Annotated in this window: 12 protein-coding genes; 10 read left to right on the top strand and 2 right to left on the bottom strand. The window is 39.8% G+C overall.

Annotated features, from left to right (window positions below):
- Window positions 1-145 precede the first annotated feature (145 nt).
- From DWY07_RS01835 to DWY07_RS01790, 10 genes are all read left to right on the top strand, one after another.
- On the top strand, window positions 146-3118 hold the full coding sequence (locus DWY07_RS01835; protein ID WP_117822061.1) for a CDP-glycerol glycerophosphotransferase family protein: 2973 nt from the start codon (window positions 146-148) through the stop codon (window positions 3116-3118).
- A gap of 345 nt (window positions 3119-3463) precedes the next feature.
- Window positions 3464-6748, top strand: coding sequence for a leucine-rich repeat protein (locus tag DWY07_RS01830; protein ID WP_173784184.1), 3285 nt, complete (start codon window positions 3464-3466; stop codon window positions 6746-6748).
- A gap of 212 nt (window positions 6749-6960) precedes the next feature.
- Entirely contained in the window at window positions 6961-7803 is an 843-nt protein-coding gene (locus DWY07_RS01825; RefSeq protein WP_117822059.1) for a hypothetical protein, read from the top strand.
- A 143-nt stretch (window positions 7804-7946) separates the two neighbouring features.
- Window positions 7947-9374, top strand: coding sequence for a polyamine ABC transporter ATP-binding protein (gene potA, locus DWY07_RS01820; RefSeq protein ID WP_021943441.1), 1428 nt, complete (start codon window positions 7947-7949; stop codon window positions 9372-9374).
- 22 nt (window positions 9375-9396) lie between these two features.
- On the top strand, window positions 9397-10194 hold the full coding sequence (locus tag DWY07_RS01815; RefSeq protein ID WP_021943440.1) for an ABC transporter permease: 798 nt from the start codon (window positions 9397-9399) through the stop codon (window positions 10192-10194).
- Window positions 10194-11006, top strand: a complete 813-nt coding sequence (locus DWY07_RS01810; RefSeq protein WP_117822058.1) for an ABC transporter permease — start codon at window positions 10194-10196, stop codon at window positions 11004-11006. The genes DWY07_RS01815 and DWY07_RS01810 overlap by 1 nt, the downstream gene beginning before the upstream one ends.
- Window positions 10999-12597: an ABC transporter substrate-binding protein gene (locus DWY07_RS01805; protein WP_117822057.1), complete on the top strand. Its 1599-nt coding sequence runs from the start codon at window positions 10999-11001 to the stop codon at window positions 12595-12597. Before DWY07_RS01810 ends, DWY07_RS01805 begins: the two co-directional genes overlap by 8 nt.
- Window positions 12598-12654: 57 nt before the next feature.
- Window positions 12655-12849, top strand: coding sequence for a hypothetical protein (locus DWY07_RS01800; protein ID WP_021943437.1), 195 nt, complete (start codon window positions 12655-12657; stop codon window positions 12847-12849).
- A 224-nt stretch (window positions 12850-13073) separates the two neighbouring features.
- Window positions 13074-13400, top strand: a complete 327-nt coding sequence (locus DWY07_RS01795) for a nucleotidyltransferase domain-containing protein (protein WP_226801127.1) — start codon at window positions 13074-13076, stop codon at window positions 13398-13400.
- The gene (locus DWY07_RS01790; RefSeq protein WP_021943435.1) at window positions 13393-13782 is read left to right on the top strand and encodes a HEPN domain-containing protein; all 390 of its coding nucleotides are present in this window, start codon (window positions 13393-13395) and stop codon (window positions 13780-13782) included. The genes DWY07_RS01795 and DWY07_RS01790 overlap by 8 nt, the downstream gene beginning before the upstream one ends.
- Window positions 13783-13921: 139 nt before the next feature.
- Here the strand turns inward: DWY07_RS01790 and DWY07_RS01785 are convergent, their stop codons facing one another.
- Entirely contained in the window at window positions 13922-14845 is a 924-nt protein-coding gene (locus DWY07_RS01785; RefSeq protein WP_117822055.1) for a hypothetical protein, read from the bottom strand.
- A gap of 98 nt (window positions 14846-14943) precedes the next feature.
- Window positions 14944-15585 carry an orotate phosphoribosyltransferase gene (locus DWY07_RS01780; RefSeq protein WP_117785850.1) on the bottom strand — a complete coding sequence of 214 codons (642 nt, stop codon included), beginning with the start codon at window positions 15583-15585 and terminating at the stop codon, window positions 14944-14946.
- Window positions 15586-15616 lie beyond the last annotated feature (31 nt).

Below are 15616 nucleotides of genomic sequence, written 5' to 3'. Positions count from 1 at the left end.
GAAATCAAGAAAATAATGAATACAAGATTAAAACAATTACTTGCGTTATAGAAGAAAGTTAGGTAAAATAATCTCTGTATGTAAAATGCTAGAAATGAATGATACTATATAGAAGAAAGTAAAGTAGTTGTGAGGGAGATGGACGATGAAATTATCCATTTTGTGTTGTTTAACGGACGACGAAGAATTAAACAAGGCGACCATTGAAGTATTTGAAAAGATGGCGGCATATGGGCTTGGTAAGAATAATAAAGTCCGGATCGGTGAAGAATTTGCAAATGCAGCAGGGGAAGGCAGTATGGCATTTGCAGAAGGAAGTAGTACTGATATTGGCGACAGTGATCTGTCGGCGGATGATATTTCTCAGGAAAAGATCAGCATGGGTGAAAAGAAGAAGCATGCTGAGACTGAGAAAGAAAAAGTAGAAAAGAAATCAGAGACTGTAGTTTCGGATGCACAGATGGCAGAGTATTCGGTTCAGTTTGTGCTGAATACCAGTCAGGTAACAGCAGATAAAGACTGGTATAATAATGTGATCACCAGGATCGGTAATCCTGCATTTACGGTAACAATTGATGATACCGCATATACTGCACCGGCAGAAGCATATCATCAGATGGCAGAGAAAGCAGAGGGAGATTACTGTGCATTTATAGAAGTCGGAGATGTGATTTCAGAGAATCTGGCAGAGATCCTTACAAATGGAATTACGATCTGCCCGGGACATCATGTATATATGATCGCAAAAACATTTGCAAATGCAACGAAAGGCGCATTTCGTAATTTCTTAAAAGTCACAGACAGTAAAAAGGAATTAAAATCATTTTATGTGATTGATCTGAAAAATAAATATGACTGTTATCCATTTACTTTTGCAGGAACAATATTAAAGACAGATATTTTAAAGAAGCGTAATGTGAATGCTTCATTGGGACTGGAAATGGAACGTGATTTCTTCCTGCGTTATTTAGCAGAAGAAATGAAAGTTGTGTATCTTCCGGGTGTGGAATATACAGCATATGAATATGAGGAGCATGATATTACATTTTATCGTGGATTGTATATGCAGGAGTGGTATTTTGATTCTATTACAGAATTCTGGATGCCGTTCTTAACAGAAATGAAAGAAAAATATGGAAGGATACCGGTATTTATCCAGTATAACTTCATGTATTCCATACATGCCAGATTTGAAGGCAACATGGACAACCGGAATAAGCATGTAATCGAGGAAGGCCATGGAGAAGAGTATCTGGAGCTGATAGGCAGGTCACTTGGACTGATCGAAGAGAGTATCATGCTGAATCGGAATAAGATAGCGGCCTGTATCACGGGTGATACGATGAAATGGGTGTATGGTATCTTACGAAATGGACAGGATTATAAGTTCCAGCGATTCTTCCTTGCAGGAAAGATCTATTATGGAATCGGGGATACCCTGTTTAATTCAGTTATGAGCTTAAGCACTAACATTTTATTCATCAATTACAGAGCTGGTAAGCTGGAAATCGATGGAACGGTTCATCCAATCCTGTATTCCATGGCGGACGAGATTTATTTCAAATATAACAATGTCAAATATAAGATCGAATATAACGGACGATATGGTCTGACAAAGGCATTTGGAGCAGCGATCTGTAAGAGACATTCGTTCCATCTGAGTATTCCGGTTGCAAAGAAAAATGAAACAGCAATATCCTGTGAGGCGAAATTCGGAACGCAGATCGAGACGATCACCCTTAGTTTCCCATCCCATTTCAGTCGGGTATGCGGAGCGTTTGCAAACAGCCACTGGTTTTTTGGAGATAACAGAGAGTATATGATGACATCTGAGCGGAGAAGTATGGTCATCCGTAAGGTGAGCAAGTCACAGAAATTTGTAAAAGAGCTTAAGTTACTGAAGGATATGTTTAAGAAGAATAACTGGACAAGAAAGTATGCGATATTCAGAATGCTGTACTTTATCTGTCGTCCATTCATGACCAGAAAGCCGATCTGGATGTATATTGATAAGATTTACAAGGGCGGAGATTCATCCGAGTACCTGTATAAATATGCCAGTGCACAAAACAGCAAGGATATCAAGCATTACTATCTGGTTGATAAGAAGAGTACGGATTATAAGCGTCTGAAGAAAGAGGGCTACAAGCCATTGGTGCGTGATTCCTTAAAGCACAGACTTGTATTCTTATATGCAGATATGATGGTTATATCGAATTCAACGGTTTATGCATTTAATGGATATAAACTAAAAAATTCGGCCTTTATCCGTGACCTTCCGCATTTCCATGTCTGCTGTGTTCAGCATGGTATGTCGATTCAGAAGATTGCGATCGCCCAGAATCGTCTGCGGGATAATCTCAGACTTTACTTCTGCGCATCTAAGTATGAGATCGAGAATCTGTCTCGTCCGGTATATGATTATGTCGGCTATGATGCATTGAAGCTGACAGGCGTTCCTCGTTATGATGGCTTGAAGGATCGGGCGAAGAAGCAGATTATGATCAGTCCGACCTGGAGAATGCAGGCAGCGATGCCGGTTCGTACCAGTGAGAGCGAACAGCGTGATTACAATCCGCTGTTTAAGGAATCAGAATATTTCAAGGTATTCAATGCACTTATTAATGACAAGCGTCTGATCGATGCGGCAGAGAAATATGGATACCGGATCAAATATGTTCTGCATCCGATCGTAAGCTCACAGGTGGATGATTTTGATAAGAATGATTTTGTAGATATCGTTCCGGCAGTTGGAGATATGAGCTATGAAGATATGTTCTGTGAATCCAGTCTGATGGTAACGGATTTCTCTGGTATCCAGTTTGACTTTGCTTATATGAGAAAGCCATTGGTATATCTCCATCACAAAGATATACCACAGCATTATGAGGAGGGTACCTTCCATTATGATACAATGGCATTCGGGGAGATCTGTCATGACAACGATGAACTGATCGATACCTTGATCGAGTATATGCAGAATGATTGTAAGATGAAGCCGGAATATGTAAAACGCGCCGATGACTTCTTCTACTACAGAGATCACAATAACTGCGAGAGAATCTACAAAGAGATGATCGATTATCAGGAGAAATATGTTCTTCCTGAAAGATACTGACCAAATAGAATATACGAAGTGAAAGCAGGCAGCTGTCAATACTATAGGAATATGTGCCCGAAATCAGGGATATGTACTTATATAGTCTGTAGCAGCCTGCTTTTTGTTATGTATATATTTTTATATTAGATGGCTGTATTTATGATTGTGCAGATCAGAGTAAGTGTGATAAGCTATAAATAGGTATTTGCCTGTAGAAATGTGGATTTGGCGGGACACATTGTAGTATGTGGAGAAGCACACAGGATGAGAAATGCCGAATAATCTGTCGGAAAGGATGCTGATTTTTACATGCATCAAGTACGATATATGAATAAGTTAAAAATGAAAGGAAGTATGGTGATTATGAGAAAGTGGAACAGGCTTACAGTTGCTATTGTAGGGTTTGCAATCGGTCTTGGACTGCTTATGACACCTGTCAGAGTGCGGGCACAGGAGGTAACAGAGCTTGCAACACAGGCAGCTATGGAGAATGTGCAGCAGACAGAAGAGGATACAGCCGAGTTAGCTGAGTCAAATGTAGTGAAGCTGGATGCGGATAAGATCGGGAAGCTGTCTTCGTATAATGACATGGTGTATGTACCAGAGAAGAATGGGATGTTTTTTGTACATACGATAGGAGAGGTATATAGCAATTCAAAGCAGTATGAGATCGTCTTTTATGATATGACAAATGGAACATATACAACAGTATATACCAGCAGATATTATATAGAAAAAGCATATATGGATGAAGAGGCCGTTTATTTTGCGACTGCAGACTATAAGAAAAATACGGATGCTTCATCGGATTCATACAGCTATGTCTGTCAGGTGGAGATTGACAGTTATAATTTTAAGACGGGAGCAGAAAAACAGCAGAGCTTTGATACATTTAATGTAAAAGGACGCTGGGCAAATATTTTATCAGCAATCGGCGTAGATGGAGCGGGCAGATATTATATAGCAACCAATGAGGATAAATTATATTTGTTCCGTCCGGATGGTAAGCTATTGAGCCAGAAAAGCGGAGGAGATGATATATATGAATTCCTGGGCTTTGATCAGACAAATGGAAACTTTTACTATATGGGATATGAGAACTGGAGATATTGGGGCTTCAATCACCACATGGCGAGCCTGAAAGCGGGAAAAGTGAATGGTGACAATTCCATCACGATCAAGGGTGAGAATATGATGTATCTGTATCAGTTTGATCTCTTTACACATAAGACGCCGGTCCGGATGCTGAATGGACGATATCTAGCCGCATTATCAACATTTAATGGAGAAATCTGCGCACTGGTGGATTCCAATCAGTATGATATCAATGATGTCACAGAGAGTTCGACCAGTATCAATCTGATCGATAGCAGCGTATCGGTATCACCAATTAATATTGCAAATAAAAAGGCATTAAAGATGGCATTTTATACAGCTGATTCCGACTATGGCGATGGACATGCCGACTTATCCAGCATTGGACCAAGATGTGTATTAAATGGTGCAGGAACTTCCCTAATTGCAAAAACGGATGAGAAAATACTGACAGAATATGATATTGCAACGAACAAAGAAAAGATCCGTATGCAGACTACATATCCTGTATACACGTTTTTTATGGATAAGAATAACAACTGTGTTGTGATAGAAAAAAAGGATAGTAATTATTATCTCGAAATCTTTGACTGGACATATCCGACTAGCTTTCATGTAAATGCACCTGCAAATATGAAGGTTGGAGCATCCGGAATGGTGACCTGCAGTACGAATAGTAGATTTTCACTGGATTATACATATAAAAGCTCGGATCCAAAGGTTGTAAGTGTAGATCAGAAAGGTAATCTGACCGCATGGAAGAAGGGAACAGCAAAGATCACGATCAGTGCATCGCCTATCAATGTACAGAAGACGATCGCGATCAAGGTAACAGATTCAACCTTGTCAAAGAGCAAGACAGCATATAAATCAACCGGAGCAGTTGGATCGGTATCGGCAACGATGCACCGGAGTATCAATTCAGGCTATACATATGGAGATGTCCAGACGGCATATCTGAATGCCAGAGCAGATGGAACCTTTGAACGTATAGAGTACATCCGTGGTGTGGTTGTCCGCGAGGTTTATGATTCTTCCTATCGGTTAAAGAGCCAGAAAAAGATCAAATGTGAGCTTTCATTATTTGGCGGATATTATAGTGGCGAGAAATACAACTATCTGGTATTTGGTCAGTCAAATCCGAAGGAAAGCAAATCGAAAGAGGTCATTCGTGTTGTAAAATATGATAAAAACTGGAAACGGCTGAAAGCGTGTTCCATCAAGGGCGCAAATACATATACACCGTTTGAAGCCGGAGGACTCTCGATGACGGAGACGGCAGGTAAGTTATATATTCATACCTGCCATACGATGTTTAAAAGCAGTGATGGTTATCATCATCAGGCGAACTGCACCTTTGTGGTAAATGAGGACAGCATGAAGCTTGTAGATTCTTACTATGATGTGATGAACCTGTCTGCGGGTTATGTCAGCCATTCCTTTGCACAGCAGATCGCAACCGATGGAACCTATATTTACCGCGCAGATCTGGGTGATGCATATCCGAGAGGAATCGCACTTACAGCAACGGAGGTAAGTAAAAAGGTTGGCGAACCAGCTATGTATGGAACCATTATCTCTATACCGGGATATGCAGGAAATAATTATACTGGTTATACGCTGAATGATCTGAAGCTTGGAGATAATAATTATATTCTGACGGGAACCGGTATTAAAAGTGAAAAGACTTCAGTAAAGAATGTCTACATCAATGCGGGATCCAAGACAAGTTTGCAGAAAGATGCTTCGTGGATCACAAACTATACAGCTAAGGATAAGATTACAGTTATAAATCCAAAGCTTGTGAAGATCAGTGGTTCCCAGTTTCTTCTGTTATGGGAAGAAAAGAATACAAAGAAAAATACATATACGACAAAGATGGTTCTATTAGATGAAGCCGGAAATAAAGCATCAGCAATCTATTCATCATCCCTTGCACTTGCGATGTGTGAGCCGGTTGTAACCAAATCCGGTACGGTTATATGGTATGTAACCAACAATGATTCACCGGTATTTGTAGAGGTCAATCCATACCAGCTGTCGAAGGTTCAGTCAAAGACAAAGAGCGTAACAACCTTCAAAAAAGACAAGACTGATTCATTCGATAATACAGTAAAGTCAGGCTATCGCAAGGGTGATGTTGTGATCAAGAATAAGATGATCTACAAGATTACATCTTCGAAGACCGTTACATTTGGTGGTGTAACATCAAATACAATTACGACACTGACTGTTCCTAAAACTGTAAAGCTCGGTAAAAAGACCTATCAGGTAACGGCGATCGCATCCCGTGCCTTTGTAAACAGAAAGAAGCTGAAAAAAGTAACGATCGGTGCAAATGTATCCAAGATTGGAAAATATGCTTTTTATGGATGCACAAATCTGAAGACCATTACGATCAAGTCAACAAAGTTAACAGCATCGACTGTTGGCTCTAAAGCATTTTCAAAGATCTATACAAAAGCAACGATCAAGATCCCAAAAGCAAAGAAGACGGCATACAAAAAGATCCTTTTAAAGAAGGGTGTAACAAAGAAGATGAAGTTCAAGTAGAAAACACCTGAATTTGTGATGGAAGTGAGCTGTATTGGAGGTGTCAGGCATTCATGTGTCTGGCACCTCTTTTTGCTATATTGCAAAAGAACGTAAGTCTGCAGTATCTGATTTGCCTCATGAATATGAAGATTATGATGTACGTCAGCAATCCAAGAAGTTCCTGGAATAAAAGCACATGATATTGTCCAGAATATGGATATAGGAAAAGGATGGTAGATGTATACATGAAGCGTTCGGCGAAGATATATATGGTGCTGCTTGTCTGGATCGCAGCAGCATTGCAGTTTTTTATAAATGAGAAAATGGATATGGAAGAAGTGTTCGCCAGTATGCAGGAGGCAGATACACAGCTGGAGGTTCATGCTGATATAAGTGTATGGGGCGTATATGAGATGGCAGATTCAGAAAAATCTGAAAATAAAGATTCAAAGGATGTCTGCCCGCGTCTGACTCCGGCGAAGATAAATAATCTTCTTTTGAATACTGCCGAATGCTTTGGGGTATCTGCAGGCGAACTGACTGTTACCGGACGGCATGATTCGATAACAACTTTTCAAAGTAACGGAAATCCGGCATTCTGGAGATTTACTTTTATTGACAATTCAGTTACCGGACAGGGTTATCTGGTCGTTCAGACGGATCGTATAGAGGCAGTCGATCAGATTCATACATTTTTTGATAATCTGAATATCAAGGAGATGGTAAGTGTTGAAGCTGATATTTATGCAGATTCCTTGACGCAGGAGCAGGTGATGACAGCAGCGGTGGCTTCGTATGGATTGACATCGGACACGGTAGTCGTGAGCAGGGAACAGACAGAGAGATCACATACCGGCAGAATACTGGAGCAGATATTACAGGAGCTTCCAGTCACAGGGCTTACGCAGACTCTGGAAGGCTGGTATGGACGGCTGAATTCCAACGTGCATCTGAGCGATCTTGCAGCAAATAAAAATGTCCGGCTTCAGGAGTCGGATTACGGTTCGGTTCATCTTCAATTCGGCGACAAGACGGATCTGGTCAGGTTGTATGCGTCAGTTCTCAGACGATGAAATTTCAGATGTAAAATTTACACAAAACCTAAGAAAAATAACACGAAATATATATTAATTTTCTCCCGGATATGTTAGAATTAGTTGATTTTTGTCTAATGATAAAAATTATAAATAACTTGAAAAGGAGAGTGTATAAATAATTGGAAAACATTATCGAGTTAAAGCATATCACAAAAAATTTTGATGATAACTTTACGGCTGTGGATGACTTTAATCTGGAGGTGCAGCGTGGAGAGTTTGTAACCTTTTTAGGGCCGTCCGGTTGTGGTAAGACGACCACACTTCGAATGATAGCCGGTTTTGAGATGCCGACAGAGGGGGAGATTTTATTAAATGGTAAGGACATCAGTAAGTTGCCGCCAAATAAGCGCCCGATCAATACGGTATTTCAGAGATACGCATTGTTTCCACATTTAAATATTTATGACAATATCGCATTTGGCCTGAAACTGAAAAAGCTTCCAAAGGCTGAGATTGAAAAGAAAGTAAAAAAAGCTCTTGAGATGGTAGATCTTGAAGGGTTTGAAGATAGACGCGTTCAGACATTGTCCGGTGGACAGCAGCAGAGAATTGCAATCGCACGTTCATTGGTAAATGAGCCGGAGATTCTGTTGCTTGATGAGCCGCTCGGTGCGCTGGATCTGAAAATGAGAAAAGAGATGCAGCTCGAATTAAAGGAAATGCACGAGAGACTTGGAATTACCTTTATCTATGTAACCCACGATCAGGAAGAAGCGCTTACAATGTCAGATAAGATCGTTGTAATGTCAGAAGGACGTATCCAGCAGATTGGTACGCCGGAGGATATTTACAATGAGCCGAAGAATGCATTCGTTGCGGACTTTATCGGAGAAAGCAACATTTTTAATGGTATCATGACAGGCAAATTAAAGGTTCGTTTTTGTGGTGCGGAATTCGAATGCCTAGATGATGTAGAGCATGGAACACAGGTGGATGTCGTAGTGCGTCCGGAGGATATCCTGATCGTGTCGCCGGAGCAGGGAGCAGTAAAAGGAACGGTTATCTCTGTGGTATTCAAGGGTGTTCATTATGAGATCACAGTACAGTCCGGTAAAAATGAGATCGTGATACAGTCCACAAAGTCTGCAAAGGTAGGCGATATGGTTGGACTTAACGTAGAGCCGGATGGCATTCATGTTATGCCTGCGGAGAAAGCACTGAACCGCATCGAGACAGGAGTTGACAAATATTATAAGCTGGAATTCTTAGATGGTGAGCTTGAGTGTGATCTGAGTAAGATCGTTCCGTCGTCTCATTATGAGGATGGTGTATTAATGGATGCGTCCGGAGATGTCATCGATCATGAGCGGCTCAAGGTGATCTTAACGATCAAGCCGGATGATATTACGATGAGTGATGATCAGGAGGAAGGTATCATATCCGGTCATATCATTAACCTGATCTATAAAGGAGACCACTACAGCTATGTAGTCCGTACGGAGAATGAGGAAGATTTCATTGTTCACGATGAATATCTCTGGAATATGGATGACTTTGTCAGCCTTGTGATTCCAAAGGATAAGATCCACTTTGAACTTAAGAAATAACCGAAAGCAAAAGGAGACAGAGATGAGTACATTACGTTTTTCCAGAAAACAACTGTGTGTGCCATATGCATTGTTCCTGATATGCTTTGTGGTTGCACCGCTTATAGTCATTATATATTATGCATTTACAAATGGGGAGGGGCAGTTCTCACTGGAGAACCTGACAGGATTCTTCACCAGTCCGAACACGATCGGAACCCTTGCCTACAGCTTTGCGATCGCCTGTGTATCGACTGCAGCAGCTTTGTTGCTGGCGTACCCGATCGCCTATATACTTGCCAGAAGTGAATGGAAGAAAAAGTCGATTATTGTTATGATCTTTGTTCTTCCTATGTGGATCAATTTTACGTTAAGACTGACTGCTTTAAAGGAAGTCCTGACGTTGATCGAGCATAATCTGGCATATTATCCGTTTTTGAATTCCGTGATCGGTATGGTATATGACTTTCTTCCGTTTATGATTCTGCCGATCTATACAACATTGATGAAGTTAGATAACAGTCTGTTAGAAGCAGCAAATGATCTGGGCGCAAGTTCTGTTCAGACATTTTTAAAGGTGACGCTTCCGTTATCTGTTCCGGGTATCATCAGTGGTATCGTGATGGTATTCCTTCCGTCTATGACGAACTATGTTGTATTGGATATGTTGTATAACAGCACTTATGTTATGGGTAGTCTGATAGGCAGCTATTTTGCTGCATACGATTGGCACAATGGATCCATGATCGCACTGGTGCTTCTGTTGATCATATTAATCTTTACTCTCTTTACAAATAAATATGAGGGAGAAGACAACAACAGAGGAGGTGCATTGTTATAATGAAAAAAGGATTTCGGGTTGCTTTTATTATATTGATGTTGGTGATCCTCTATCTGCCGATTCTGATCCTTGCAGTTTATAGTTTTACGGATTCGGCAAATATCGGAACAATACACGGATTTTCCGTTCAGAATTATGTTACATTATTTACCAAGCCTGAGCTTGCAGATATGATCTGGGGTACGGTTCTTCTTGCGGTTGGATCTGCATTGATTGCCACTCTGCTTGGAACATTGGGTGCGATCGGTGCATTTTATTCCAAGAAACTTGCATCGGGGATCGTATCTGCGATGAATCAGGTTCCGGTTGTAAATGCAGATGTTGTAACCGGTTTTTCAATCTGTATCCTGCTGATCGTAGTATTTGGTGTCAGTAAGGAATCCTATGTGCCGCTGGTAGTCGGACATGTCGTGCTGTCTGCACCATTTGTCTATCTGTCAGTTGTACCGAAGCTAAAGCAGATGGATGGAAGCCTGTATGAGGCAGCTATGGATCTGGGTGCATCACCATTTACCGCACTGGTAAAAGTAGTCCTTCCACAGATCCTGCCGGGGGTGATTTCAGGATTTGCACTGGCAATTACCCTGTCATTAGACGATTATTTCATTGCAAGCTATACGAAGCCTGCGACCTTTGATACGATCAGTACTTATGTCGTAAATGCGACGAAAGGATCTCAGACAGAGATCAAGACTGCTTTATGGGCGTTATCAACAGTGATCTTCGTGATCGTTATACTGATCGTTGTTGGTATGAATATGACATCAAAGGCAAAGGCGAGAGCCGGAAAGGCAGGTGGCAGATATGAATAAGAAGAAGTTATTCAAAGGATTTGCCGGCTTCTGTGCCGGACTTATGATGCTTACACCTGCGGCTTATCTGGTACATGCGGAGGCAGATAATAATGTGCAGGATCAGACAGAAGCATCTGCCATATCAGATAATACAGGAAGTGATGCAGCAAAGACAGATGCTGCCGATGTACAGAAGTCGGATGATACGATCGTGCTTCGAGTATCCAACTGGGAAGAATATATCGACCTTGGAGAATGGGATGAGGACGAAGTAATCGACCTGGAAGATGGAACCGAGATCTTCGGTGAGAATTCCATGGTGACGGATTTTGAGAACTGGTACTATGAGACATATGGTCAGAAGGTAAAGGTGGAATATTCCTGTTTTGGAACAAATGAAGACCTTTATAACATGCTTACCCTTGGTGATAAATACGATCTGGTCTGTCCATCCGACTACATGATCATGAAGTTGATGGCAGAAGAAAAAGTAGTTCCGTTTTCGAATTCGTTTTATGACACGAGTATAGAGGAAAATTATTATGCAAAGGGAGTATCTCCATATATCAGACAGACCTTTGATGAAAATGAGATCAATGGTGAGAGCTGGAGCAAATATGCAGCCGGATATATGTGGGGTGTAACCGGTATCTTATATAATCCGGAGAAGATAACAGAGGAAGAAGCAGGTACATGGAATATCCTGGATAATCCGAAGTTTGCACGTCAGGTTACGATCAAGGATAATGTGCGTGATTCTTATTTTGCGGCACTTGGCATTTTGAAGCAGGACGAATTGACATCAGAGGAATTCATAAATGCAGATACTTATCATGAGGATCTGCTTCGGGTAATGAATGATGTCAGCCCGGAAACGATACAGGAAGTGCAGGATCTGCTTCAGGATATGAAGGACAATGTATATTCCTTTGAGACAGACAGTGGTAAGGCAGATATGGTATCCGGTAAGGTGCTTGCAAATTATCAGTGGTCCGGTGATGCGGTTTATGCGATGGATCAGGCAGAAGAAGATGATCTTTATCTTGATTTCGCCGTGCCGAAGGAATCTACCAATCTCTGGTTTGATGGCTGGGTGATGTTAAAGGATGGTATCGATGAAGATGCCAGAAAACAACAGGTAGCAGAAAGCTTTGTGAACTTTCTTTCAAGACCGGACAATGCAGTCAGAAATATGTACTACATCGGATATACTTCTGTTATTGCAGGAGGCGAAGATGATAATACAGTATTTGATTATCTGAACTGGAATTATGGTGCGGAAGATGGAGAAGAAGATACAACAGAATATCCGCTTGGTTATTTCTTCAGTGGTGATAATTCGGATCCTGATTACATCATAACAGCTCCGGAGGAGCAGACAAGACGTCAGCTCTATGCCCAGTATCCGGACGAAGCGGCGATCGAGCGAAGTGCGATCATGCAGTACTTCGATGCAGATGCCAGCAAACGGATCAATCAGATGTGGATCAATGTCCGTTGCTATAACATTAAGGATGTAACGCCGCAGGTGTGGGCGATCGTGGTGATACTGATTCTTGCGGCAGCAGGGCTGATCGTACATTATAAGCGTTCTCATTACCACAGCTAAGTGGTGTGATTTCGGCGATCAGCTGGGAGTTTATAGAATAAAAAAGAGGAATCCTTTATGTTCCAACCATACAATCGTCAGATTTTATGTCTGGCTTTTGTAGGTGGAACAAGAAGGGTTCCTCTTTTTTGTGGGGATTACCAGGTCAATGAAAATTCAACCAGCTCCGGTGTTTCCGGTTTGCCGATCAGCGGTTCCTTTCTGTCCAGAGCAGATAAGAAAGCCATTTCATCATCCGTCAGTGGCTGCTAGTTTTACGTGCTATTCCGGTCAGACTGATACCGGATGACACGAACCCGAAGAAATGGATGAATGAAAGCCGTCCAAAGCATGAATAATAAGATGAAATAATTTTTTCAGTGATATTTGAGGGATTTTGAAATTATAATAGATTTAAATGGTATTAATAAATAAAAAATGTTATTATAACTACATAATATATGAATAAAAATAATCAGGAACAGGAGGAAAATTTTATGACAAGACAGGAAGTTTTAATGACCTTTGCACAGGGTGCTAAAAAAATATTGGAAAATAATTTATCTAAGCTTATTGTCTATGGTTCTTATGCTCGTGGTGATTATAAGGAAAATTCAGATATTGATGTTATGATATTAACCCCCTTTTCAAAAGAAGAAATAGAACAAGTCGAGAACAAAATTTTTGATCTTGCTTTTGAATTAGAACTGGAATCAGGCATTATGATTAATCCAGTTCTGGAAAATGAGGAACATTATAAATATTGGTTGGGGGCGTTGCCATTCTTTGATAATGTAGAGAAGGAGGGGATAGTAATTGGATGAGAGACAAAAGAATTTAAGTAATTATCGAATTGCCGAAGCTGAAGATAGTTTAAAAGTAGCAGCACATTGTTTAAAAGAGGGTTTGTATAAGGATTCGATTAATCGTTCTTACTATGCTGCATTTTATGCAGTAAAAGCTATATTGGCGTTGAGTACAGTTGATTTTAAGCGTCATAAAGATGTTATGGGATACTTTAATAAAGAATATGTGGCTAAAGAAATATTTCCGCGTGAAATTGGAAGAAAGCTTGGAACGTTACAAAGAGTACGTGAAAAAAGTGATTATGATGATTTCTATATTGCGTCACGAGAAAAAGCGGAAGAACAGTTTCAGACAGCGGAGCTGGTTATTGGGGAGGTAAAAAAATATTTGGATAAGTAATAAATAATGGATAAAAGGGACTGTGCAGCAGTCCCTTTATTTTGAATAGTAGTACGAATAAGAAAGATAAAAAATAATTGTTAGAGTGAGCATTTATAATAGTTATTTTATCAAACTTTCATGAGTAAAAAATGAAAAATTATGATAGTAAAATATCTTCTTTTATAGTACTAATTATTTGGAATTTTTTTTCGCGAATTAAATATGTACGTTGCTCATGTGTTTTGTTAATTAAGGCATCTTTTAGTAGTGAACGATATAATTCATTATTATCCAAATAATCATCTTCATAGGTATCATCTTCTGCAAGTTGCATACGTATAAATTCTCTTTTGACGGAATGCATTTCAGTTTTTGTGAGTTTTATTGTATCTTCATTAAAAAATGTATGTGCATCTAAGATAAATATACGTGTTATATCCTTTGCATTATATAAGGCTATACCGGTACTGCGCATATTAAATTTTCGTATTTCTTTTTGAATTGTTTTACATAAATCATATTTGTAAGAATCGGCATAACCTATTTGGATGACTTTTTGTTCATCTAGTGCTAGGATAAAAATACCAAGTTTCTTTTGACATTCACTGAGATTGTAGATTTCTTTAAAATTATATTGTTCTGTTATTCTCGTTAATTCGGTATTGTATGTAGGAAAGTCTTTTTGACTTCTGTCATTAATTAAAGATTCAATATATTCTTTCCATGCGTGATATCCATTGAAGGTATTGTAATGTTCATTGTCTTTTAAATAGTTTGTAATATGGAAATATCTTATTTGCAAACACATATATGCTTTTATATTAAAATTGGGTGAACCATAAGAACCAAATTTTCGTCCAAAATGCTCGAAAGTTGCATATGTAGGAATATAATTTCCGAATTCTGTGGGAACAAAATAAAAATTATTTATGTCTATATCTTTAATTATATCAGAAGGAGTACCTTCTCGTTCGTTGTAAAAAGTACCATCTTTATAATATAAATTAATTTTCATGATATCATCTTTTGAAAGGGCTGATTCTATCAATGTTAGATTTGGGTTAAGAGAAGTGGTAGCCATATATAGTTTATCCTTTCTGAAAATATTTTTATTTTGTATGCGTATAAAAAAGAAGCCTGGGAGAAATTTCTCCCAGACTTCTTTTTTGAATAGTTCTATTATAATTCAGAATAACCATAGCTGTTAACAATGGCTTCAATGCGGTTTCCGGCCTGACACATTGGACACTGATCATGAGGATAGGTCTTGTAATCAGGAAGATCCTTTTCGGTAAACAGTGCATGTACCGGATAGCCGTCAACCTCTGTTGCAACAGAGAAGATTGCTGAGATACCTGCGATAGAACCACCGTAGTATTTGATACACTCCAGACTCTTTTTGATCGTTTTACCGGTTGTAGCAGATGCGATCAGAAGAAGCACATGCTTGCCTTCGATCATTGGCTGGAGGTTGTCACGGAAGATCAACTGGCCGGAGCTGTGAACCTCAGGTGTAACAACGTAGATGGATTTGTGCTGGTTCATGGAAGTGATACCGTTCTGACTTAAGGTTTCTGCCAGATAAGCACCGATCACTTCAGTTCCGTCCATGCAGACGATCGTGTCAACAATGGTTGATGCCATATATTCGGTTCCCATGGATTTGGCAGCGGCAGCAGCCATAGTGCCTCTGACCTTCAAGGTTGTCATATCGATATACTGGTTGATATGAGAATGGTTTGTAGCAAAGTGACCGTTCATCACTTTGATATATAACTGATTATTGTAAGAAGATGTTAATTTCATTGGTTCATGTTTCATATGTATGTACCACCCTTTCATTTAAATAACA

The sequence above is a fragment of the Clostridium sp. AF23-6LB genome (assembly GCF_003461085.1).
Taxonomy (GTDB): Bacteria; Bacillota; Clostridia; order Lachnospirales; family Lachnospiraceae; genus Coprococcus; species Coprococcus ammoniilyticus.
Note: the sequence above shows the minus strand (reverse complement) of the source record. Positions and strands in the feature narration are given on the sequence as shown.

Excerpts from the sequence above, each read along its gene's own strand:
- DWY07_RS01835 (WP_117822061.1), top strand. The coding sequence starts at position 146 with ATGAAATTATCCATTTTGTGTTGTTTAACGGACGACGAAGAATTAAAC.
- DWY07_RS01830 (WP_173784184.1), top strand. The coding sequence starts at position 3,464 with ATGAGAAAGTGGAACAGGCTTACAGTTGCTATTGTAGGGTTTGCAATC.
- DWY07_RS01825 (WP_117822059.1), top strand. The coding sequence starts at position 6,961 with ATGGTAGATGTATACATGAAGCGTTCGGCGAAGATATATATGGTGCTG.
- DWY07_RS01815 (WP_021943440.1), top strand. The coding sequence starts at position 9,397 with ATGAGTACATTACGTTTTTCCAGAAAACAACTGTGTGTGCCATATGCA.
- DWY07_RS01810 (WP_117822058.1), top strand. The coding sequence starts at position 10,194 with ATGAAAAAAGGATTTCGGGTTGCTTTTATTATATTGATGTTGGTGATC.
- DWY07_RS01805 (WP_117822057.1), top strand. The coding sequence starts at position 10,999 with ATGAATAAGAAGAAGTTATTCAAAGGATTTGCCGGCTTCTGTGCCGGA.
- DWY07_RS01800 (WP_021943437.1), top strand. The coding sequence starts at position 12,655 with ATGTTCCAACCATACAATCGTCAGATTTTATGTCTGGCTTTTGTAGGT.
- DWY07_RS01795 (WP_226801127.1), top strand. The coding sequence starts at position 13,074 with ATGACAAGACAGGAAGTTTTAATGACCTTTGCACAGGGTGCTAAAAAA.
- DWY07_RS01785 (WP_117822055.1), bottom strand. The coding sequence starts at position 14,845 with ATGGCTACCACTTCTCTTAACCCAAATCTAACATTGATAGAATCAGCC.
- DWY07_RS01780 (WP_117785850.1), bottom strand. The coding sequence starts at position 15,585 with ATGAAACATGAACCAATGAAATTAACATCTTCTTACAATAATCAGTTA.